This window comes from Gorillibacterium massiliense (assembly GCF_000455485.1).
GTDB lineage: Bacteria > Bacillota > Bacilli > Paenibacillales > NBRC-103111 > Gorillibacterium > Gorillibacterium massiliense.
The window spans coordinates 46,719-67,122 of the sequence record NZ_CBQR020000036.1 but is presented as its reverse complement, the minus strand read 5'-3'; the positions used below and the strand labels follow the sequence as shown (position 1 = coordinate 67,122).

Here is a 20,404-nt window from a genome sequence, read left to right as displayed (position 1 = left end):
CGGCTATTTTTGTTCATATCTTCAAGGTTTTATTGCTTTGATGATCGCAGATTGAATATAATCCTCCATATTGCTTCCGGGTACCCAATCCTTGATAAAAGCACGTGAAGCATCTTTAGCCTTGACTACGATATCCGTAAAGCCGCTTTGCTTAAGCATTTCCGTAACTTCACTAACAGTTGAAGCACCTGATATACAACTGGCCAATGAATCAGGATCGCCCTTTATCTCCTCTGGAAGCTCCGTGGTTGTAACAACATCGGAAATAGCTAGGCGGCCGCCCGGTTTCAACACACGGAAAGCTTCATGGAAAACTTGCTTTTTATCAGGCGACAGGTTAATGACGCAGTTGGAAATGATGACATCAACCGAGTTATTCGATAAAGGCAGGTGTTCAATTTCACCAAGTCTGAATTCAACATTCTCGTACCCGTTATTTAATGCATTATGACGAGCACGGCTTACCATTTCTGGGGTCATATCTACCCCGTAGACCCTGCCCGAATCCCCTACTTGCTTGGATGCCAGAAAACAATCGAAGCCGGCTCCGCTTCCCAAATCAAGAACGATTTCCCCAGGTTTCAGCGATGCGATTGCTTGTGGATTTCCGCAACCCAATCCGAGATTAGCCCCTTTTGGAACCGCCGCCAGCTCATCGTTCGAATATCCCAATTTCGACGAAACATCATCAGGGTTACCGCAGCAGCTAGTGTCCACTGTGCTTGGCGTACAACAACTTGCATTACCGCTTTCGACCGCAATTTGCTTGTAGCGATTACGAACATGCTGACGTACTTCATCGTTTTGTACTTGACTCATAGATTATCTCTTCCCTTCTGCTATATCAAATATTTTTGATTAATAAGATATACAAAAACCCACGAAACGGGGTTTATGAACAACATCCGCTTGGCCTATCATCATTCTTACGAAAGATGCAGCACAACTCCGGGGAAAGCAGCCGATTCACTTCAGAATGGTTCAACTCGTAATAGCTCCAAGTCCCTTTCGTTTCCCTAGATATTAATCCTGCATCGAGCAAAATCTTTAAGTGGTAGGACAATTTTGACTGAGGCATATCTACAATATTCACCAAGTCGCATACACATACGCTCCCCCTTTGAGTGAGCTCATACATGATTTGCAACCGTTTTTGATCCGCTAATGCTTTGAATTTGGCTTCATAACCCGCAAAATCCACTTGGTCTTCTGTTTGAGTAAGGATAGAAAGTTCTTTTATCATGCTCATATCTCCTCTTAGCAGCAGGTTGGGCAACAAGCCACAATGGGGGGGTGGACTGCTGGAGATCGGCCCCCTCCATTCATCAACATTTTTTGATGAACAAATCGTATCACGGTAAACTGGTAAATTCAAGACTTAATCAAAAAAAGTTGATTTTAACATTCCAACTATATAAGCACTTGATAATATAATTGTTTGATTATATAATCAAGCCCACATAAGGGTATCAATGTGGAAAGGAGTGATACGAGTGAGTACAGTCGAAGCAACCATCGATGCGATGGCGGAAACCTTAAGATTACTCTCGGATAAAACCCGATTAACAATCATCGCCCTGCTGAAGGAAAAGGAAATGTGCGTATGCGATATTGTGGACATCCTTGAGACGTCCCAACCCAATATCAGTCAACATTTAAAAAAGCTGAAAATGGGTGGTATCGTCAACGAGACTCGCCGCAGTCAATGGATCTATTACTCGCTGAATGTGGCCGACAAATTGTACTTAACCGAAATCCTTAATCAACTCCCCTCTATGCGAGATAAAATCAATGCTCATAAACCCAATAGCTGCTGTTAATCTGGAGGTCCTATGCTCGCAACTGCTTCTATTATCTTCCTCGTCACTTTGATTTTTGTAATCTGGCAACCAAAAGGCTTGAACATCGGATGGTCTGCTTGCGGAGGTGCCATTATCGCCCTGATCTGCGGAGTTGTCACTTTCCAAGACGTCAGGGACGTAACACAGATTGTCTGGAATGCTACGCTCGCATTCGTTGCCGTTATTTTAATCTCCCTTATCCTGGATGAGATTGGTTTCTTTGAATGGGCAGCCCTTCATATGGCTCGTTTTGCCCGTGGGAACGGTATTCTCATGTTCGTCTTTGTCGTCTTGCTCGGCGCTGTAGTCGCTTTCTTTTTCGCGAATGATGGAGCTGCGCTAATATTGACGCCGATCGTTTTGGCCATGGTACGGGCTCTAAAATTTGATGAACGGATGATCCTCCCGTTTATCATGGCGAGTGGTTTTATCTCCGATACCGCATCGCTGCCGCTTGTTGTAAGCAACCTGGTGAATATCGTATCGTCCGATTTCTTCGGCGTCGGTTTCGTCGAGTATGCGAGCCGAATGATTGTCCCGACTCTCTTTTCGGTTGCGGCTAGCTTGCTAGTCCTGTACCTATTTTACCGACGGAGCATACCGAAGCAATATGACTTGTCTCAATTAAAGAGACCGATCGATGCCATCAAAGATATGCGCTTGTTTAAAATATCTTGGATTATCTTGGCCGTGCTCCTCATCGCCTATTTAATCAGTGAATTCATACAAATTCCCGTGTCCCTTATCGCCGGCTCCGTGGCCATCATCTTCCTGTTATTGGCGAGAAAGAGTCACAGCATTTATACCTGGAAGCTCGTCAAAGGTGCACCTTGGGCTGTCGTCATTTTTTCAATTGGCATGTACGTCGTCGTTTATGGGTTGAGAAACGTAGGGCTGACGGATGAACTCGGCGAAGTTTTTAAGTGGGTAGGCGATCAAGGTTTGTTTGTCGCGACGATCGGCTCCGGTTTTATCGCAGCGATCCTATCCTCTATTATGAATAACATGCCCACAGTCATGATCAATGCGCTAGCCATCGATGGAACGAATCCAACAGGTATCTTACGGGAAGCATTCATCTTCGCAAACGTAATCGGTTCTGATCTAGGGCCTAAGATTACACCAATCGGCTCGCTCGCTACTTTGCTCTGGCTTCACGTATTGTCCAGCAAGGGTGTCAAAATCTCATGGAGAATGTATTTCAAAACTGGAATCACCTTAACGGTTCCGGTGTTACTCATAACATTATGTGGCTTGTACTTATGGTTGAAGGTTGTAGGCTAACTACAAAAATACGTAAAAGGGGAATGAAAAAATGAGCAACAAACCGCTTGTCTATTTCCTGTGTACGGGAAACTCATGCCGTAGCCAAATTGCCGATGGCTTCCTGAGAGCTATTGGTGGTGAAAAATATGAAGTAAAAAGTGCGGGTCTTGAAGCGCATGGATTGAACCCTCGTGCTGTGCTAGTTATGAGAGAAGCCGGCATCGATATCAGTGGCAACACTTCGGATGTCATTGATCCGATTATCTTAAACCAAGCAACCTATGTCATAACGCTATGCGGTCATGCCGATGAGCATTGCCCAGTTATCACGAATCCGAATGTGATCAAATGGCACTGGGGTTTCGATGATCCGGCGAAGGCAACCGGCACCGAAGATGAGGTCATGAATCAATTCCGAGACGTTCGTGATGCAATTAGTTCCCGTATTGAATTATTTGTTCAACAAGGGCAATAGAACAACAAAGAAGTTCCAGCGTTGTAAACGAAGGTACTTCTTTGTTTATTCCACCCCGACCGCCTAAGTCGATAAACCGTCCTAAAAAGATGGCCTCCCCATTTCCACATGCAGTTTTTTTACATAAAAGACTTAGTGAAAATGTGTCTTGACTTTTTACTTTAGGAGTAGGATATTATGGTAATATACTTTAGTGTGGTAACGAAATAAAGCGTAACTATTGATTAAAAAGGATGTTGATGTATGAGTATATATTGGAGTCGGGCTATTAGAGAAATTGTGCCTTATACCCCCGGTGAGCAACCTCAGAATAAGAATCTCATTAAACTGAATACAAATGAAAATCCATACCCTCCATCACAAAAAGTGCTATCGGCTATGCATGAGGCAATATCCGGGGATTTGCGATTATACCCTGATCCGGATTGCAACAAGGTTAGAGCAGCCGCAAGCAACTTATACGGTATTCCTTGCGATCATATATTTGTTGGGAATGGCTCAGATGAAATATTGGCCTTTTGTTTCAAAGCCTTTTTTGATCCAAATGACGTTATCGCATTCCCCGAAATTACATATAGTTTCTACGAAGTATATGCAAAATTGTTTAATCTGAAATGCAACAAGATTCCTTTAACTGATAATTTTGATTTCGAAATTAATTGTTTTTTAGGGCTCAACCAAGGAATTGTTTTAGCCAATCCTAATGCACCTACAGGAAAATTACTCTCTATCGAGGAGATTGAAAAGATCGTAAAAAACAATCCGTCGAATATTGTGATTATCGATGAAGCTTATATCGATTTTGGCGGAAAAACAGCAATTGAATTGATAAAAAAATATGGCAACCTGCTTATCATTCAAACGTTCTCCAAATTCCGTTCCTTGGCCGGACTCCGGATTGGTCTTGCTTTTGGGCATGCTGATTTGATCGAAGGATTAAATAAGGTCAAGAATTCATTCAATTCATATACTATCGATAGGATAGCATTAGCTGGCGCTGAACAATCGTTGATAGATAATGAACATTGCTTAAGGAATGCAGAAAAAATAATCCAAACCCGTGATAAGATATCCAAACGACTGAAAAACATGGGTTTCTATGTAGTTGATTCAAACGCAAACTTTATTTTTATGAGTCATCCCCGAATAGAAGCAAAAAGGATATTCAACGAGCTGAAAAGCAGAGGCATTATTGTTCGCTATTTCGAAAAGCCTAAAATCGATAACTATTTAAGAGTCAGTATCGGCACAGATGATGAGATGGACATCTTTATAAATCAGATTCATGAAATCCTTTCAACAACTAGTACATCCTAATTATTTGGCTTCGTGTCACACCGTGTATACTTGTTCTACAATGTAAACTGGCTCTTGTCCTGCGGATAGGGAGAGAGCCTTTTTCGTTGCGTCAGATTTTTACCAGAATCCATTTCGTAAAAATGCGCATTCGCCCAGTCGCGTTCCGACCATATTTGTTCGTTCTTTGAGGCGTCACCAGTTGTTGATGGCATGTTCCATAAAAGCGACCATATCCTTGATTTCCAGGATTGCGCCGTCATCCAGAACGGCAGTCCCGTTGAATTTGCCGAATACTTGGTGACAGCCATTGTTCACAAACAAAAGCTTGGTGGATGTTATTTGATCGTAGATCGGAGTGAATTCCATCTCGAATCTCCCGTCATCGCTGGTAACCCGCTTTTTCGACATATAGCCTCCGGATGCAAGATCGAAGTGAACTTGACCCAATTTATGAGCCGTGCCGTCATAGAACAGCATATTCTCTGTCGCTGCGGAAAGGTTGCCGAACCCGAAACCGATGTTGAAACCAAAAGGCTTGCCGTTGACATAGCAGCTTCCGTTTCCCCAAAACCATTCATGATGAAATGGCCATACTCCCCTGCCCCAATCGAGCAAGCCGAAGGAGCTTTCCGGCTCAAAACGGTACGTTTTATTGCCGACCTGCACGGTACCATTAGCCGGCATACAGTTTATTTTGTGATTATAGTAAAACATGGCCGGTTCCTCGTCGAAAGGCGTGGCGATGACCATCGATGTTTTATCTGGTTGAGATAAGACGATATCCACATCAATGACAAGTCCATTACCTTGGCTTGCTTTGCAGATCAACCTGCGTTCTCCGTCTGACAACCGAAACTCCATGGAGATGCCCTTTCCCCTGTAAATTAAATCGCCGTGCTCCGCCGAAAGAGGCATACGAAGACGGTTAAAGGGAAGAACCAGCATTTTCGTCACTTCATAGTGCTTACCTGTAGCGAATTCGAATAATTTGACGGAGACGTTACCTGCATAGGAAACATGCCCGATGGTCAGCTGCAGGCAGTAATCATCGTTCGATACCTGATAGAAATCCCATTCTTTAATCCGCCATGGCGGTGCTTTGATCGCTTCACGGTTGTAGGTCATTACGGCTTCAGTTGAGAATCCCCTTTGGAGTAAGGAGCCGTCCTTCCCCAACAGATCGCTGGCCTGACTGATACGATTTTGCATTAATGGTTATACCTCCAACTGTGATTTTTTTACATTCGTCCGTAAACGCTGTTTGACATGTTTGTCCGCCGGAAGAAGCGGAAGCAAGGTGAAAAGGGTGATCAGTGCGGAGACGATAAACAACGACTCTGTCGGGACCATACCGGCGACGCCGTTGATTTCCATATGGACCCCATAATGATGAATGACGAAGCTGGAAATAGCCGGACCGACCACCATGGGGATGCAAACGGCAAAGATCATTTTGATCCCTTCGAACTGCCCCCTCATCTCCTCTGGATACAGGTTTTTGACCCAAGCCGTGATCGTCTGGACCATCAACACGTAACCGATTCCGGCTCCGAATATCCCAATAAGCAGAACAGCAATATGCGAAAACAGAGAAATCAAAAGCAGTCCCGCGAAATTAGCTACCACTGCTAGAAAAATAACAGGCACCATTTTCCCCTTGTTTATGTATCTGGATACCGGAATCGTCATGAAAATGGCAGCTAGCAAGCCTATTCCCTGCAAGGTGCCCGAGAGCGTATAGCTCATGCTCAGATAGTTGTTGAGGTAGATGGTGATGTAGGGAAAATAGACATTGAAGGCAGTAAAATACACGCAATTGATGACAAACACCCAGAACAGCTCTTTATTTGCCATGACCGTCCGGATGTGAAATACTTCCGCGAATTGACGCCAATAGCCTCCGGCGTTTTTTCTTGCCTTCAGTCCGGGATCATCCTTCAAGGCAATCAGGGTGAACACTCCCGTCACCGAAACAATTCCGCCCATCAACATGAAAAACGGAAAGAAAACGATGGCATCCACGATCATGCCGGAAACGACAGCGCCGAAGATCGTAGCCAGCACCGGCATGGCGGCAAAGGCACCGCCCAGTTTTCCGCGGTTATGTTCATTGGAGATGTCCGTTGTCCACGGATTAAACCCGGCATCATAGCCGGTGGAACCAAAAAAGCTCATGATCGCATCGGCAGCAACGATCACTACCGCAGCGACAATCAACGGATTGGTAGGAATAAATTCCGTCGCTCCGAAGACCATTGTAAAGAGCCCCCAGCAAATATAGCCGACAACGATAAACGGCTTCCGCTTTCCCGCCCGGTCCCCCCAGGTTCCGATGACGAAGGTTGCGAATGTCGATACAATAGCGCTAACTCCCACCATCCAGGAGATGATAGCCGGGTCTTTTGCAATTTTGTCATAAACGAAGGTGTTGAACCAAGAGTTTTCGATATTCCAGCAAATTTGCCCCGCCATCCCAAGAATCCAGATCAAAGCCCAGTTTTTTGCCGATATCCTTTGGCTAATGTTGATCATCTCCCTTTATCAATCGCTGGTGTATCTCCCTCACTTGCTCCGGTTCAAGCTTTACGACTTCCCGGTCATAGGTGAGAATGCCGTTTAATTCGTTTTCGACGTCGGTTAGCTGGGTATAAACCGCAGCAGCGACTCCCTTGGGCAGCAGCGATTGCAGTTGCTCTTGTATTAATGCCGTATAGGCTGCATTCAGAGCTTCCCTCGAACCATATTTTTTATAGCCGAATCCCTTGTTTTCCCTCCACATATGCCCCTTCTCCGCTAAGCTGTACCCTCCGTATTCCGAAATCACGACAGCGCGGTCCAGGATATGATCGGGCAGCTTCAATTTACGGATATAGCGATGGACACTCTTGATCTCTCCGACTCTTTGGTCGTGCCACCCGCTGGCGTGATCCACGGGCCGTGTTGGATCGTACGCCCTTAACCATTTCGCCGTATCGGCGGCGTCAAACTGGCCCCAGGCCTCATTGAAAGGCACCCACATGCCGATGCTCGGAACATTATACAGGGCATCCACCATTTCTTTCAATTCCTTGCGGTACCTCTCCCGATTGGTAGCGTCATCCCGTCCAAGAGCCTTATAGTTGTTGTCCTTCACTTTGATTGCGCTTACAAAATTCGGGAGGATGAAGTGATGCAAGTTGTTCCACCCCCCGCCGCCGTTCACCATATCCTGCCAAACGATTAGCCCCAGCCGGTCGCAATGGTAATACCACCGCGCAGGCTCCACCTTAATGTGCTTCCGGGTCATATTAAAACCAAGCTTCTTCGTCATGGCCACATCATATTCAAGAGCCGCATCTGTTGGAGCTGTGTACAGCCCATCCGGCCAATATCCCTGATCCAGCACGCCATGTTGAAAAAGAGGCTCATGATTCAAAAAAAGCCTTTTCACGCCATCCCGGTCCCGTTCTACCGAGAATGCCCGCATGCCGAAATAGCTGGTTACGGTGTCCACCGTCTCTCCGTCCTCCACTATATGAAGGGTGAGATCGTAGAGAAAGGGCGTATCCGGACTCCAAAGCTTCACTTGGGAAAAAGTAAGCTTCATTGCCTCTCCTGCGCGGCTGCAGCCTATCGCAACCGTCTCCCCATTTTCGTGAGCGGTCGCCTCGTAGCGGATTTCCTTGATATCTTCCGGAGTCGACCTTTTTATATCGATGGACAGTTCTCCGGCTTCTATGTCTGGGGTCAATCGGATTGATGCGATGTAAGAATGGGGGACAGGCTCTATCCATACCGTTTGCCAGATCCCGGAAACTGCCGTATAGAATATACCCTTCGGATGAAGCGTCTGTTTGCCCCGCTCTTGGCCAAAGGTATCCGTGGGATCCCATACGGCGACCAAGATTTCATTATCGCCGTCCATCCGAAATTCGGTAATATCTAAGGAAAAAGGATTATAGCCTCCCGTGTGCTCCCCCGCTTTCCGCTTATTGATCCATACTTCCGCTTTCCAATCCACAGCGCCGAAATGCAGCAAAAGCTTTTGTCCCTTCCATAGATCCGGAATGGTAAACGATCTCCGGTACCACAAACGTTCATCGGGAAGCAACGGCTTGCATACACCTGACAGCGCAGACTCAACGGGAAAAGGAACAAGAATCTTCCCGTCATAGTCCCGGGGTTCATCTGCATTCTTCGGGCGTATCGCATAATCCCATACCCCGTTCAAATTCATCCATTTTTCCCGAACCATCTGCGGCCGCGGGTACTCAGGAAGCACATTTTGCGGATTCACCTCTTTGGCCCATCTTGTTGCCAACCCGCCCTTTGCCATGGTCCAACCGTAGTCTTCTTCCGTATTCATGATCAGCCTCCTGCTCTTCCATAACCTAAGGTAAAACGAAACAGTTCATCTGCAGATCGATATGGTGAAGTCTCCTTATCAGCGAAATCCTCCAATCAGTCATGAAATTCTGATCCCATGCCCTGTCTGAGGCAGAGGTTGTCGTGCCCTCACCCCATATATCTTTGAGTATAGCATTAACTACAGCCCATATAGCATGACGTAGGCTATCCTTGTTTATAAACTTTCTTTTACTATAAAGTAATCCTGATAACTACGCTGTGGAAAACTTGGAGCAAAAACAGCTTATGTAATTTCTTCCCAACAATTTTATTACAATATTGGTTTCTATCCTTTAGATACATACACATTGTGGTATGAGAAGTAATCATTCAATATCGGGTTGGTTCCATTCGTAAGTGAGCTATCTTCAACAACTATTTATTTCAACTAACCTGTACATTGGTTTTTATTGAAAACAAGGAGTTGCTGCCGAGGCAGCTGCTCCTTGTTTCGTTAACTTTTGTTCCCTATTAACCATTTTAGTTACGTAGTGCTTTTTTCATTTGCTTGTATTCATCTTCGGTTATTTCCCCTCTTGCAAAACGTTCAGCCAGAATCTCTTCGGCACGTTTTTCAGCTCCCCGCCCATTTCCCTCGCTTTTTACGAAACGGATTACCAAATATACAACTCCAATAATAACCGCGAAATTTATAATAAAACCGAAAATCCCCATACCAAAGCCATATCCCATCATCATAAAAGCTCATTCCTTTCTAAGTTCGCTCCAACCCTTGGAAAACGAACCGTTACTTTTGTGCCTTGATGAACTGTGCTCTCGACGAAAATTAGTCCTTCATGTGCTTCAACGATAGCTTTAACGATGGCAAGACCGATTCCGGCACCACCCGTTTTGCGGTTTCGTGACTTCTCACCGCGATAGAACCTTTCAAAAATGAAAGGTAGTTCTTCCGCGGCAATTCCCATTCCGGTATCCGTAATGGTGACTTGATCTTCCGTTCCTTTGTCGGTAAGGGTAACAAGAATACTCCCGGAATTCGTATATTTATAAGCGTTGCTAAAAAGATTGGAAAAAACCTGCACCAAACGAGCATAATCACCATTCATGTACACCTTCTCATCTTCTTTTACAACGACCTGAATATCTTTATAAGCAAATGGTCCAGAGATGGTGTTCAAAGCTTGATGAACAACCTCATTAAGGCAAAGGTTTTCTTTTCGAAGCTGCAGCATGGGATTCTCTACAGCTGCCAAGTTCTCCAAATCATTGATCAGTTGAACTAGACGCATGACTTGGTCGTGGCAAATTTGCAGTTTATCTGGAGACGCTTCCCAGATTCCATCTTGAAAGGCTTCCAGATGACTTTGGATGGTGGTCAGCGGCGTGCGTAGCTCATGGGCAACGTCGGCTGTCAGCATTTTTCTCAGTTTATCCTGTTGTTCCAAGGTGTCCGCCAGGTGATTTAATGCCAACCCCAGTTCCTCGACTTCTGTCGCTTGACCGGAAATCTCAACACGGGAGGATAAATCCCCTTCTTTCATCCTTGTGGCGATCTGCTTTATTTTTATTAAAGGCCGGCTAATACTGTTTGCAACAAAGACACTGAAGAAATAAACTCCGGCAATAACGGCGAGCAGCGCGAGCCATAAAAAGGTATTAAATTGCTTCAGAAAAGGTTGATTTAGGCTTTGCAGGGATCGTTCAATTCCCAATATCTCAAGAGTACCAATCTGTTCTCCATCCTTTACGATAGCTTTTGTAATGGTTTGCCCATCCTGTACAGACGCATACTCCGTAGAGGTGGAAAGACTCCCATGCATGGGCATACTCATCTGATCGGTATCCCAAATCAGGTTATGATCTTTATCGAAAACTCGTACGCTGTAATTGCGGAGAATAGCTTGATGGGATAGAGCCATTAAGGCTCCGGCTGACCATTGACCCGTTGACGGATCAAACGATGTTTCCATGTTTTGCAATAGCGAATTCACTTCCGCCTGCCGCTGATTCTCTTCATACCTTCCAAATGAATAGCTCATAACCAAATTGACCAAAAGAATGATCGTCAAAAGGGAACTAATAGCCACGCCGACATGGGAAAATAGCAGCTTTTTTCGGAGATCTCTTTTACTCATCGGGATTCACCAGAAATTTATACCCGACTCCAAATACCGTAGCGATAAACGTGGGCTGCTTAGGGTCATCCCCGATTTTTTGCCGGATGTTTTTGATATGCACATCAATTGTCCGTTCGAGACCTTCAAATGTATCGCCTTGGATCAAATTCACCAGCTCAAATCGAGTAAAAGACCTTCTCGGATGCCTCGCCAGAACTTCCAGAAGCTTAAACTCGATAGGAGTCAGGGAAATTGGGATTCCTTGGACCTTAACTTCATGCTGATCTGGATCGATAACTAAATGCACTCCACCGAAAGAGATTGTATTTTCTTCTGTGGCTGCCGGAGAGGTTCTCGTTCTTCTTAATAAACTGATTACCCGTGCAAGCAACTCACGGGGACTAAAAGGTTTAGTTATATAATCATCCGCACCAATTAACAGACCGTTTACCATATCGTCTTCGGTGCTTTTGGCCGTTAACATGAGAATTGGGACAGATGAGGTTTTTCGGATCATTCGGCATATTTGTTCACCCGAAATATCGGGCAGCATCAAGTCCAGTATGATTAGATCAGGGTTTAAACTCTCGAATAAATGCAGGGCGCCCTTTCCCGTATCCGCTTCATACACGATATAATTGTTCTTTTCAAGATAAGCTTTGATCACTTGGATAATGGATTCCTCGTCATCCACAACCAGAATTTTAACAGTTTCCATATTCCCCGTCCTTTCCCGCCTATAACATGAGAGACCTCACCTGGAGTGAGGCCTCTCGATGATGAGGTGAACAGAACTTATTGGGTTTGTGTGTCAGAAAAATTCATCATTTGCCGCACGCCTGCGACCTTTGAACCCTGGCAGCGATTATACATATTTTGGATTTGCTTATCCGTCAAATTGGGGTGCATTTGTCTCGCGAAAGGCAACATTTGTTCAAAAAAACCTTTAGCGTTGTTCGGATCGGTGTCAGTTGCAGCAGCAAATACCGCGCTTGTGCCAATCCCCATAACCAAAACCAATGCTGTGATGCCAATCCATAATTTTTTCTTCATCTCTTCTTACCTCCTTATGATTCCACTATAAACGGAGGAAATTAAGAACTTGTTTGCTTCTTATGAAGAAGTTATGAAGACAATAACACTCATCGTTTCTTGACCAGAGCTCCTTCGTTTCTTTTTTCTTCCATTATCTGCGAGATGTTACAGACCTATGTGTATTATAGAGTAAAATAACGAGCACCTGCACAAAATGATAATTATTATTTTTTAGTATGAATTCCACATAAAATATACACAATTATCTTATACAATCTCGTATTGAACATCAATATGGGATGGAGGTAAGAATGTTTTATGAAACTAAGCATGAAAATGAAGTGTTTACTGGCTGTCGGTGTATTGTCAGTCGTATTGGCAGGATGCAATCGTTCCTCCACAGAAATGGATCATTCTCAAATGGACCATTCGTCTATGCAGTCGAATAAAACCAAGGATTCCGAAATTCCCGTTAGATCAACGGTTATACCGACCATACTCTCTGGCAGAGAAATTAATTTGACAGCCATGGCAAGCAATCAAGAAATAGCGCCGGGCGTAACGACTCCCGTCTGGACCTTTAATAATATGGTTCCCGGGCCGCAAATCCGCGTTAAGCAAGGCGATACGGTTAAAGTCAATCTTAAAAATGAACTGCCGGTGCCAGTTTCGATTCATTGGCATGGGTATCCTGTACCGAACAACATGGATGGCATTCCCGGCGTAACACAGAATGCAGTAAAACCGGGAGAAACGTATACGTATGAATTCAAAGCTACTGTTCCTGGCACCTATTGGTATCATTCCCACCAAGATAGCGTCAATCAAGTTGATCGGGGCCTGTATGGTACTTTAGTTGTTGAAGGCCCAAATGATGATAAGGTCGACCGTGATTATACATTGGTATTGGACGAGTGGGTAAGCAATGGAACGGGAATGTCGGGTATGGATATGTCTAGCGATATGTCCGGAATGGACCACAGTCAAATGAACATGGATTCATCCGCATCTAATCATTCAAATGCTCCAATGGAGCATGATATGAACATGTATGACGTCTTCACCATTAATGGAAAGTCCGGTTCGTTAATTGAGCCGCTTACCGTTAAGGAAGGAGATAAAGTTCGGCTGCGGCTTATCAATGCCGGCTATCTCCCCCATCGAATCCACCTCCATGGCCACGAATTCAAAGTTGTCGCAACGGATGGGCAACCCATAAACAATCCAGGAATTCTGAAGGATAGCATCGTGAGCATTGGGCCGGGTGAGCGTTACGATCTTGAATTTACAGCAAACAATCCCGGACAGTGGCTTATCGAAGATCACAGCGCCTCTCCATTTGCATCTGGCATGCGAGCAGTTATTGCTTATGAGGGTTCTTCAGCATCTGCTGACATTTCAAATGCAATGGAAGAGCTCCCTGTTGTAGACCTAGCGATATACGGTCAAACCGGCCAAAACACCTTCAATCTTAACCAGAAATTTGACCATGAATATACGATGGAGTTAAATACAACTACTAAAAATGATGCGACTTTATACACCATCAACGGTAAATCTTCCCCTGAAACGGACCCGTTACATGTTAAAAAAGGCGATACGGTTAAAGTTCGTTTGAAAAATAAATCGCCTGATGTGGATCACCCTATGCATTTACACGGTCACTTTTTCCAAGTACTCAGCAAGAACGGAAAATCGTTCACGGGTTCACCCGTAATGAAAGACACTCTGAATATCAAACCGGGAGAAGAATATATCGTCGCATTCAAAGCGGATAATCCAGGCAACTGGATGTTCCACTGTCACGAACTTCATCATGCTTCCGCAGGCATGGTAACGGAGCTAAAGTACTCGGATTACCAATCAAATTTTACTGCAGATCCCAGCGCGGGCAATAAGCCCGAATAAGCAAATTTAGACATTTTTGTTATCTACTAAATGCATGGTAGTGATACAAGTATCGTCGTTATCGAAAGTGGATATTTCGGATTTCGCTATTTTTCCGTTCTGCTCGACCGTCACGTTGTACTTTTTATCTCGTGGCAGCCACAAATCGATAAATCCATTTTCTTGGGATTTCATTGATCGGTCAATTAATACGTTGCCCTCAATGTCTTCAATGAATACCTTAAACTCTTCATTGACCATTTCTCCTCGACAACTGACCAAGTTGTGAGTAGCGCAAGGATGCGTTTTCTCTACGTAGGGAGCAATCGAAAGAAAAAATTCGTTAGTGGGCAGTTCATAGGTTACCGATCTAGAGCCGCTTCTGGTCACAATAAGTTGGTTAGATGTTATAGAAGCTGATTTTGCTTTTTGTTTGCCTGAACTGAAATCCTGCACCAGTTGCTTGATGTCTTGATTATTCATTTTACTGGGCGCATTTCTTTGGTTATTCCCCCAATAAACAGACAGAAGAACTACCACAACGGCACCTAGCACAGAAGTCAATACTATTTTTCTTTTCATTTTTTAAACGATCCCCCCAATATTTTAACAAGGCTGCCGAATTCATTTCTTCGGCAGCCTTTCCATTGATCACAGATTCGTTATATCACGAATGATTTTTATTTCTACGCATCATAAAAGGCATGATAACCATGTGGGATAACGGGCAAATGAGGGCGAGGAGGAAAATCATACTATTCCCTAAGTTTCCCGATACTGTGCCACTCAAGAGCAACACAGCAGCCACAGCTAGAGGAAGAACACAACATATGATCATCATCCAGTTAATCTTAGTATTTTTCTCTGCTTGTGTTCCATTATGCTGGTGTTCATCTTGTTGATGGTTATGATGTCCGCCGCAACAACTCATATCGTTCACCTCAAATTAATATTGATCTTGCTTTATTTGAATCTTACAAGTTCAATATAGCCTTAATATGTGAGAAAATGATGTTGAAACCATGTAGAAACAATGAAATACAAACATTTCATTTGCATATCCTTCTTCCAGAGATCGTTGGGCCCTCCCGCCAGAAATAGACACTGGAATCACGGATAGATATCAGCACATTTTACCGGAATACTGCCGATCGAATTAATTCATACTCTCTCTTAATTTAAGCAAGTTATACCAGTTTACTCCGCCATGCTTTGATTCAGACAACCCATGGTTTACAAATCCAAATGTTTCATAAAAAGAAACTAGTTCCCGCTTACAAGTTAATGTGATCCCCTCTCTCTCATTCTCCTTTACTAGCTCTTCCATCTTTTTAATTAATATTTTTGCTAACCCTTGATTTCTAGCTTGTTTGGACACTACCAATCCTAAAACGCTCTGATATCCCCCTCTTTTCGGATTTCCTTTGATTTCCGTAAATAGATCATCCGTTATATAAGGTTGATGAATAATGGGACCATTAATATATCCAAGAATCTTCTCATCCCTCACCGCCACAATAAAGGTATCCGCTATCAGCTTGATTCTCTGCACAAATGCTTCTTTCGTGGCAGCTTCTTCAACCGAGAAGCCTTCATTCTCAATCAATTGCAGCTGTTCTAAATCTGTCGGTTGAACATTTCGTATAGAAATCATCTTGTTTTTTCCCCATTCCTTTTGTACGTTTTTTCAAAACACAATATTTCTTATAATAAAAAATAAAAGCCTGATTTCTCAAGCTTTTACTCAAACTAATAGGTTGGCGATATTCGACTTTTATCCGATTCGTTCCGCCAGTCTAACAATTATACCCACATGATCGATTCTATGGATCTCAATTAATCTCCGATTTCTATAAGATTCCCCTCAGGGTCTGCAATAAAAAAGTTTCTCTGCCCCCACGGTTGAGTCGCCAACTCTGTTATGATCCTTACATGAAGATTTCTCAATCTTTCATATTCTTTATCAACCTCATTCGTAGTAAAGCCTAGGTACATTTCCATTGTAAGATTTATTCCGTTCGGCGGATAATACATTTCGCCAATAGACTTTGCGAAATCTTTTCGATCATACATAAATAAGCCATCATTACCCTTTTTGAAACTTGCGAACATTCCACCGTCCCAATCTGTTTCAAAGTTTAGGATATTTCTATAAAATGAAACCATCTTTTCCATGTCTTCAACAAATAGACCAACACCATTCATACTCACTTTCCTCCTTTGGTTAACCAAAAAGATCCGTTCATATACTGATTCGGTAACTTTGTGCATTGTCCTTTTTGTGGTCTTACCTACAATTTATACCTTTCTATAAAAAAACAGCAGCAATCTTAGACTATAAACATAGTCCTAGACTGCCGCTTATTTGTTCTGCTAACGTTCCTCTTACGACTTCCCCATTGGCTGAAATTAGTCTGGTGGGGATTTTTATTTATTTTTTTCCAATACGGCAAAGTAATTATTTTCATTATCCGCGAAATTAAAGACTCGTCCGGAGGGGAGTTCAACAATCTCTCCAACTGTGACGTTTTTGTCTGTCAAATCCCGACGCAATTGATCGAGATGATCCGTAAAATACATTAAAGATGGTGTTCCCAGATTCATTTCTGGATTCATTTGAGCAACAAACTCTTTATTATGAAGCACAATGCTGGTTTCTGCGCCCTTAGGAGCAACTTCGATCCACTTCATCGGTCCATTGGTTTCTTCTGAGATCACTTCAAACCCTAGTTTTTCTGTCCAAAAATCTTTGGATTCGTCTTGATTGCTTACATACAACATAACTTGGCCAAGTTTATTAATCATTATCCTACACGCTCCTCATTATATAGTAATTTACCGGGTAGCCCGAAGCTTCCCATTCGCACTAACGCTGACAGCCGCTTTAAAGGGAATTACTTAAGTGACTCCAACAGCTCGCTCAAGCGGTTCCAGGTTTCGGTGATTCCCTGTAACATACCCATGTCCATGACGGTTTTAAGGCCCTCTGCCGACGCATATTCAGAACGGTTTACCAACTTGGTCTTGCTGCCCAGATCTATAAAATCCATCGTGATTAGAGTCGATGGCATGGACTCATTAATATTCCCTTCAGCATCCGAAAAATAATCGGTGTAGATGATCTTCTCCGGCTCGACAATTTCCTTATAGACACCTTTCCCCCATGATTCCATGCCGAAAAATTGACCTAGATTCTGATCAACGCACTTCATGCAGTAGTGCCACACACCGCCCGGGCGGAAATCGATGTTGCAAACCGGGATCTCCCAGCCTTTCGGTCCCCACCAACGCTTAAGATGCTCAGATTCTTTAAACATCCGGAAAACAAGATCGCGCGGCGCATCGAATACGCGCTCCAGTACCAAAACTCGATCGTTTTCTACGTTTGAAACCATTTCATTGCTCGACATTGTAATTACTCCTCCTCGTTCCATGTTGTTTGCTATGGTTTCTCCTTGTTCTGAAGCTCACGCAAGTAATTGTCCAAGTTATCAAATCTTTGTTCCATAATGTGCCGGAAGGACTGAACCCAAATATCCATCGCTTGGAAGGGTTCAGACCGAAGCTTGTAGATCCGGCGGTTCGCATCGATTCGCACTTCTACAACCCCGCTATCGCTAAGCACTTTCAAATGCTTCGATGCTTGCGGTTGATGTAGCCCCAGCCGACCGGCGATTTCGCCCACGGTGAGAGGACCGTCGCGCAACAGTTGAACGATTTTCATACGATTCGGTTCTGCCAAAGCACTTAGCGTCGTAATGTCCATTCCCGGACTTTTGCCGGACACGTTCTTCACCTCAGTTTATAATGATTTTTTGCTTAATCATCTCCCTTGATTAGAATAACTATCATCTTGTAATTCAAATATACTCCTAACCGAATATTCCTGTCAAGGAATATTGAAAATTAATTTCTTCATGATGGCAAGATCAAGCACATACATAGTTTTCACACTCTCTATGCAACTTATTATATAAAGCCAATCCTTTAACAACGAAGGATTGGCTTTGTTTTAGTTAGTGCCATAGCAGATGAACACTGAGATCGGAATGTTTTCAGAATCCATGATTCTTAGTTGGAATCCGGTTCAACTCCTGCGTAGAATAACAAATAATTCTCCATCTGACTGCTCCAATAAGCGTCATCATGATGACCGCCTTTGTTGACATGAAACTCGAATGATTTCGTCTTAACCCCTTTTAATATGTCACTTAGCTTTTGGGTGACAACCTTGAAATCATCCTGGTCCCCCATATCGAGATAAATTTGCAGCTTGTTCAGTTTCTGATTCGCCGCCAAATAGAGGGGATCATTCTGTTTTCTAACCTCTTTCGTCGGGTAAATCATTTTCTCCAATACATCCCACATGGGTCCATCAAAAAGCGCCGGAGAATGGCCGCCGACCTTGCTGTATAGTTCGGGATGCCGGAAGCCAATATGGAGCGCTGAGAATCCCCCCATTGAAGTTCCCCCGATATAACGGCTGTTACGTGATTTAAGTGTGTTAAAGTGGGTGTCAACGTAAGAAACAACGTCCTTTGTAATATAATCTTCGTACATTCCGGTGTATAAAACCCCTTCATCTCCCGGCGCCCCGCTCCCCTCTGCATAACCTGGTTGTTTAGAGGAGTTCACACCAAAGCTATTATCAATCTCCGGCGCGACGATAATAAGCGGCTCTATGCTACCCTTCGCGATCAAAGCATCTGACTTCTTTGTGATGCCCAAAGCGTCAAACCAATGATCTTCATTAAGTTTGTAGGAATGCAGCACATATAAGACCGGGTATCTGTCTTGACTGTCGTAATTAGGTGGCAAATAGACATTCAGTCTCATATTTTTCTGTAAGGACTCGCTGTAAAATGTTGCTTTCAGTGTAGAGGAATACGGATGACTTGCACGTGGGGCTGCTGAAACAAGAGACTGTCCCAGCAAGCAGATGAGTAAAGCAACTCCTAATACCTTCATAAACTTCATTCGCTCATCGCCTTCCTTCAAATTTTGAGGTGGTCTCTCCGTCACCTTTCCTCATCCACATTCTATAACCACCCGATTATCGGAAACAGGGATTATTCACAGCGTTTCCCTGATTATTAACAGTACTTCATCATGGTTCCCTCCATCAAAAAAGTGCCCCTCGGTAAAGGGACACTAGTTATCACAATTATTATCACATTGTACAAAATCTCACTCTATAATCCGCAGGGGAATAGCCTGAGTATTTACGAAATTGTCGAATAAAGTGCGCATCATCCTGAAACCCGACCATCGCCAATATTTCTGAGACGGGGAGCTTTGTATTCCTTAACATCATCTCTGCAATTTGCAGCCTTAGCCGGCATAAATAGGTAATCACAGAAAGACCTGTTGATTGATTAAACCACTTATTCAAGGTTGTCCTGTTCACTAGAAACCGGGAGGTGAGGTCCTCTACTTTAATCTTTTGACCATAGTGCATATGTAAGTATTCGATGATCGGACTGATCGGTTCCAATCCGGTTTGAGGTATTGCTGCCGGTGTAGAGCGGCTATTCTGATACAGCAATCGGATCCTAAATAACAACTCCATGAGATACGAACGGCTGCGACATGGCCAATGGAAGTCGGGCTGAATCGTCAAGTTTTTGCCGATCTCCTCCATAATCCCCTCCATATACTTTGCGACCGCATTATCCAGAAGCATACATCCGTAATCAGTCCCGGATCGCTCCGTAAAAGGCTCCAATATCCATAAATCCTGAAAATCGGTGCCATCAACTTCTTCGCCTTCAAGCTTGCCCTCTAATAAATCTGTCAATCGATCATGTATGACATTCGGACTAAACCATATAGATTTTATCTTCAGTGAAGTGTCTGACTTAAACCGAATTCTGTCTTTTTCGTTTATGCAATAGAGACTCGGGGTTATCACAGGATAGATTACATCCCCCACCTGCACTAAACCCGTTCCTTCTACGACTAAAGCTATGCGATAACTGGACGGCACATCGCTATCGTCATGCCCAATATTTTCCGTATCGAATTCCATCCTTAACCGATATCCCGAATAATACTTCTTTCCTTCCGTCCAGAGATGTTCCATTAATTGGCCCGCCTCCATACTGGTGTAGATAGCAGCAATTGTCCTAGCTGATTGA

The 20,404-nt window shown here is 43.8% G+C and carries 22 protein-coding genes; 5 read left to right on the top strand and 17 right to left on the bottom strand.

From position 1 onward, the window contains the following. Positions 1-21: 21 nt before the first annotated feature. The gene (locus tag TJ79_RS04100) at positions 22-819 is read right to left on the bottom strand and encodes an arsenite methyltransferase (RefSeq protein WP_040949007.1); all 798 of its coding nucleotides are present in this window, start codon (positions 817-819) and stop codon (positions 22-24) included. 73 nt (positions 820-892) lie between these two features. Beyond that, positions 893-1,243 carry an ArsR/SmtB family transcription factor gene (locus tag TJ79_RS04095; RefSeq protein WP_052339242.1) on the bottom strand — a complete coding sequence of 117 codons (351 nt, stop codon included), beginning with the start codon at positions 1,241-1,243 and terminating at the stop codon, positions 893-895. 280 nt (positions 1,244-1,523) lie between these two features. Here TJ79_RS04095 and TJ79_RS04090 point away from each other — a divergent pair, with 280 nt between their 5' ends. The 4 genes from TJ79_RS04090 to hisC all read left to right on the top strand — a co-directional run bounded on the left by TJ79_RS04090 (position 1,524) and on the right by hisC (position 4,899). Next, positions 1,524-1,820, top strand: coding sequence for an ArsR/SmtB family transcription factor (locus tag TJ79_RS04090; protein WP_040949088.1), 297 nt, complete (start codon positions 1,524-1,526; stop codon positions 1,818-1,820). Positions 1,821-1,832: 12 nt separating this feature from the next. After that, positions 1,833-3,125, top strand: a complete 1,293-nt coding sequence (locus TJ79_RS04085) for an arsenic transporter (RefSeq protein ID WP_040949006.1) — start codon at positions 1,833-1,835, stop codon at positions 3,123-3,125. A 31-nt stretch (positions 3,126-3,156) separates the two neighbouring features. Then, positions 3,157-3,582: an arsenate reductase (thioredoxin) gene (gene arsC, locus TJ79_RS04080; RefSeq protein ID WP_040949005.1), complete on the top strand. Its 426-nt coding sequence runs from the start codon at positions 3,157-3,159 to the stop codon at positions 3,580-3,582. 243 nt (positions 3,583-3,825) lie between these two features. Next, the gene (gene hisC / locus TJ79_RS04075) at positions 3,826-4,899 is read left to right on the top strand and encodes a histidinol-phosphate transaminase (protein ID WP_040949004.1); all 1,074 of its coding nucleotides are present in this window, start codon (positions 3,826-3,828) and stop codon (positions 4,897-4,899) included. 174 nt (positions 4,900-5,073) lie between these two features. On the opposite strand, the gene TJ79_RS04070 is transcribed toward hisC, so the two are convergent. The 7 genes from TJ79_RS04070 to TJ79_RS04040 form a co-directional block, all read right to left on the bottom strand. Further along, entirely contained in the window at positions 5,074-6,090 is a 1,017-nt protein-coding gene (locus TJ79_RS04070) for a DUF2804 domain-containing protein (RefSeq protein ID WP_040949003.1), read from the bottom strand. A 6-nt stretch (positions 6,091-6,096) separates the two neighbouring features. Beyond that, the gene (locus TJ79_RS04065; RefSeq protein ID WP_040949002.1) at positions 6,097-7,413 is read right to left on the bottom strand and encodes an MFS transporter; all 1,317 of its coding nucleotides are present in this window, start codon (positions 7,411-7,413) and stop codon (positions 6,097-6,099) included. Continuing rightward, positions 7,400-9,226 carry a glycoside hydrolase family 2 protein gene (locus TJ79_RS04060; RefSeq protein WP_040949001.1) on the bottom strand — a complete coding sequence of 609 codons (1,827 nt, stop codon included), beginning with the start codon at positions 9,224-9,226 and terminating at the stop codon, positions 7,400-7,402. Before TJ79_RS04060 ends, TJ79_RS04065 begins: the two co-directional genes overlap by 14 nt. Before the next feature lie 521 nt (positions 9,227-9,747). Then, positions 9,748-9,966, bottom strand: a complete 219-nt coding sequence (locus tag TJ79_RS04055) for an SHOCT domain-containing protein (RefSeq protein WP_040949000.1) — start codon at positions 9,964-9,966, stop codon at positions 9,748-9,750. Continuing rightward, positions 9,963-11,363, bottom strand: a complete 1,401-nt coding sequence (locus TJ79_RS04050; protein WP_052339240.1) for a sensor histidine kinase — start codon at positions 11,361-11,363, stop codon at positions 9,963-9,965. Before TJ79_RS04050 ends, TJ79_RS04055 begins: the two co-directional genes overlap by 4 nt. Next, entirely contained in the window at positions 11,356-12,063 is a 708-nt protein-coding gene (locus TJ79_RS04045) for a response regulator transcription factor (RefSeq protein ID WP_040948999.1), read from the bottom strand. Before TJ79_RS04045 ends, TJ79_RS04050 begins: the two co-directional genes overlap by 8 nt. Before the next feature lie 77 nt (positions 12,064-12,140). Continuing rightward, complete coding sequence (locus tag TJ79_RS04040) at positions 12,141-12,398, bottom strand: hypothetical protein (RefSeq protein ID WP_040948998.1); 258 nt, start codon at positions 12,396-12,398, stop codon at positions 12,141-12,143. Positions 12,399-12,698: 300 nt separating this feature from the next. On the opposite strand from TJ79_RS04040, the gene TJ79_RS04035 reads away from it, so the two are divergent. Then, positions 12,699-14,288, top strand: coding sequence for a multicopper oxidase family protein (locus tag TJ79_RS04035; protein WP_420319369.1), 1,590 nt, complete (start codon positions 12,699-12,701; stop codon positions 14,286-14,288). Between the two features lie 6 nt (positions 14,289-14,294). Here TJ79_RS04035 and TJ79_RS04030 read toward each other — a convergent pair whose 3' ends face one another. The 8 genes from TJ79_RS04030 to TJ79_RS03995 all read right to left on the bottom strand — a co-directional run bounded on the left by TJ79_RS04030 (position 14,295) and on the right by TJ79_RS03995 (position 20,349). Beyond that, positions 14,295-14,849: a CueP family metal-binding protein gene (locus TJ79_RS04030; protein WP_040948997.1), complete on the bottom strand. Its 555-nt coding sequence runs from the start codon at positions 14,847-14,849 to the stop codon at positions 14,295-14,297. 574 nt (positions 14,850-15,423) lie between these two features. Then, positions 15,424-15,921, bottom strand: coding sequence for a GNAT family N-acetyltransferase (locus TJ79_RS04025; protein ID WP_040948996.1), 498 nt, complete (start codon positions 15,919-15,921; stop codon positions 15,424-15,426). A gap of 182 nt (positions 15,922-16,103) precedes the next feature. Beyond that, positions 16,104-16,472 (bottom strand): VOC family protein, encoded by a 369-nt coding sequence (locus TJ79_RS04020; RefSeq protein WP_040948995.1) that lies wholly within the window; start codon positions 16,470-16,472, stop codon positions 16,104-16,106. Positions 16,473-16,694: 222 nt separating this feature from the next. Beyond that, entirely contained in the window at positions 16,695-17,072 is a 378-nt protein-coding gene (locus TJ79_RS04015) for a VOC family protein (protein WP_040948994.1), read from the bottom strand. Positions 17,073-17,161: 89 nt separating this feature from the next. After that, complete coding sequence (locus tag TJ79_RS04010; protein WP_040948993.1) at positions 17,162-17,677, bottom strand: SRPBCC domain-containing protein; 516 nt, start codon at positions 17,675-17,677, stop codon at positions 17,162-17,164. Positions 17,678-17,709: 32 nt separating this feature from the next. Next, positions 17,710-18,054, bottom strand: a complete 345-nt coding sequence (locus tag TJ79_RS04005) for an ArsR/SmtB family transcription factor (protein WP_040949085.1) — start codon at positions 18,052-18,054, stop codon at positions 17,710-17,712. Positions 18,055-18,338: 284 nt separating this feature from the next. After that, on the bottom strand, positions 18,339-19,244 hold the full coding sequence (locus tag TJ79_RS04000; RefSeq protein ID WP_052339239.1) for an alpha/beta hydrolase: 906 nt from the start codon (positions 19,242-19,244) through the stop codon (positions 18,339-18,341). A gap of 193 nt (positions 19,245-19,437) precedes the next feature. Further along, positions 19,438-20,349, bottom strand: coding sequence for an AraC family transcriptional regulator (locus TJ79_RS03995; protein WP_040948992.1), 912 nt, complete (start codon positions 20,347-20,349; stop codon positions 19,438-19,440). Positions 20,350-20,404 lie beyond the last annotated feature (55 nt).

What these genes read in the sequence shown, in the direction of transcription:
- TJ79_RS04035 (WP_420319369.1), top strand. Translation starts at nt 12,699, where the DNA reads ATGAAACTAAGCATGAAAATGAAGTGTTTACTGGCTGTCGGTGTATTG.
- TJ79_RS04090 (WP_040949088.1), top strand. Translation starts at nt 1,524, where the DNA reads ATGGCGGAAACCTTAAGATTACTCTCGGATAAAACCCGATTAACAATC.
- TJ79_RS04070 (WP_040949003.1), bottom strand. Translation starts at nt 6,090, where the DNA reads ATGCAAAATCGTATCAGTCAGGCCAGCGATCTGTTGGGGAAGGACGGC.
- TJ79_RS04050 (WP_052339240.1), bottom strand. Translation starts at nt 11,363, where the DNA reads ATGAGTAAAAGAGATCTCCGAAAAAAGCTGCTATTTTCCCATGTCGGC.
- TJ79_RS04095 (WP_052339242.1), bottom strand. Translation starts at nt 1,243, where the DNA reads ATGATAAAAGAACTTTCTATCCTTACTCAAACAGAAGACCAAGTGGAT.
- TJ79_RS04015 (WP_040948994.1), bottom strand. Translation starts at nt 17,072, where the DNA reads ATGATTAATAAACTTGGCCAAGTTATGTTGTATGTAAGCAATCAAGAC.
- hisC (WP_040949004.1), top strand. Translation starts at nt 3,826, where the DNA reads ATGAGTATATATTGGAGTCGGGCTATTAGAGAAATTGTGCCTTATACC.
- TJ79_RS04000 (WP_052339239.1), bottom strand. Translation starts at nt 19,244, where the DNA reads ATGAAGTTTATGAAGGTATTAGGAGTTGCTTTACTCATCTGCTTGCTG.
- TJ79_RS04085 (WP_040949006.1), top strand. Translation starts at nt 1,833, where the DNA reads ATGCTCGCAACTGCTTCTATTATCTTCCTCGTCACTTTGATTTTTGTA.
- TJ79_RS04055 (WP_040949000.1), bottom strand. Translation starts at nt 9,966, where the DNA reads ATGATGATGGGATATGGCTTTGGTATGGGGATTTTCGGTTTTATTATA.
- TJ79_RS04025 (WP_040948996.1), bottom strand. Translation starts at nt 15,921, where the DNA reads ATGATTTCTATACGAAATGTTCAACCGACAGATTTAGAACAGCTGCAA.
- TJ79_RS04045 (WP_040948999.1), bottom strand. Translation starts at nt 12,063, where the DNA reads ATGGAAACTGTTAAAATTCTGGTTGTGGATGACGAGGAATCCATTATC.
- arsC (WP_040949005.1), top strand. Translation starts at nt 3,157, where the DNA reads ATGAGCAACAAACCGCTTGTCTATTTCCTGTGTACGGGAAACTCATGC.
- TJ79_RS04065 (WP_040949002.1), bottom strand. Translation starts at nt 7,413, where the DNA reads ATGATCAACATTAGCCAAAGGATATCGGCAAAAAACTGGGCTTTGATC.
- TJ79_RS04030 (WP_040948997.1), bottom strand. Translation starts at nt 14,849, where the DNA reads ATGAAAAGAAAAATAGTATTGACTTCTGTGCTAGGTGCCGTTGTGGTA.
- TJ79_RS03995 (WP_040948992.1), bottom strand. Translation starts at nt 20,349, where the DNA reads ATGGAACATCTCTGGACGGAAGGAAAGAAGTATTATTCGGGATATCGG.
- TJ79_RS04040 (WP_040948998.1), bottom strand. Translation starts at nt 12,398, where the DNA reads ATGAAGAAAAAATTATGGATTGGCATCACAGCATTGGTTTTGGTTATG.
- TJ79_RS04060 (WP_040949001.1), bottom strand. Translation starts at nt 9,226, where the DNA reads ATGAATACGGAAGAAGACTACGGTTGGACCATGGCAAAGGGCGGGTTG.
- TJ79_RS04020 (WP_040948995.1), bottom strand. Translation starts at nt 16,472, where the DNA reads ATGAATGGTGTTGGTCTATTTGTTGAAGACATGGAAAAGATGGTTTCA.
- TJ79_RS04010 (WP_040948993.1), bottom strand. Translation starts at nt 17,677, where the DNA reads ATGTCGAGCAATGAAATGGTTTCAAACGTAGAAAACGATCGAGTTTTG.
- TJ79_RS04100 (WP_040949007.1), bottom strand. Translation starts at nt 819, where the DNA reads ATGAGTCAAGTACAAAACGATGAAGTACGTCAGCATGTTCGTAATCGC.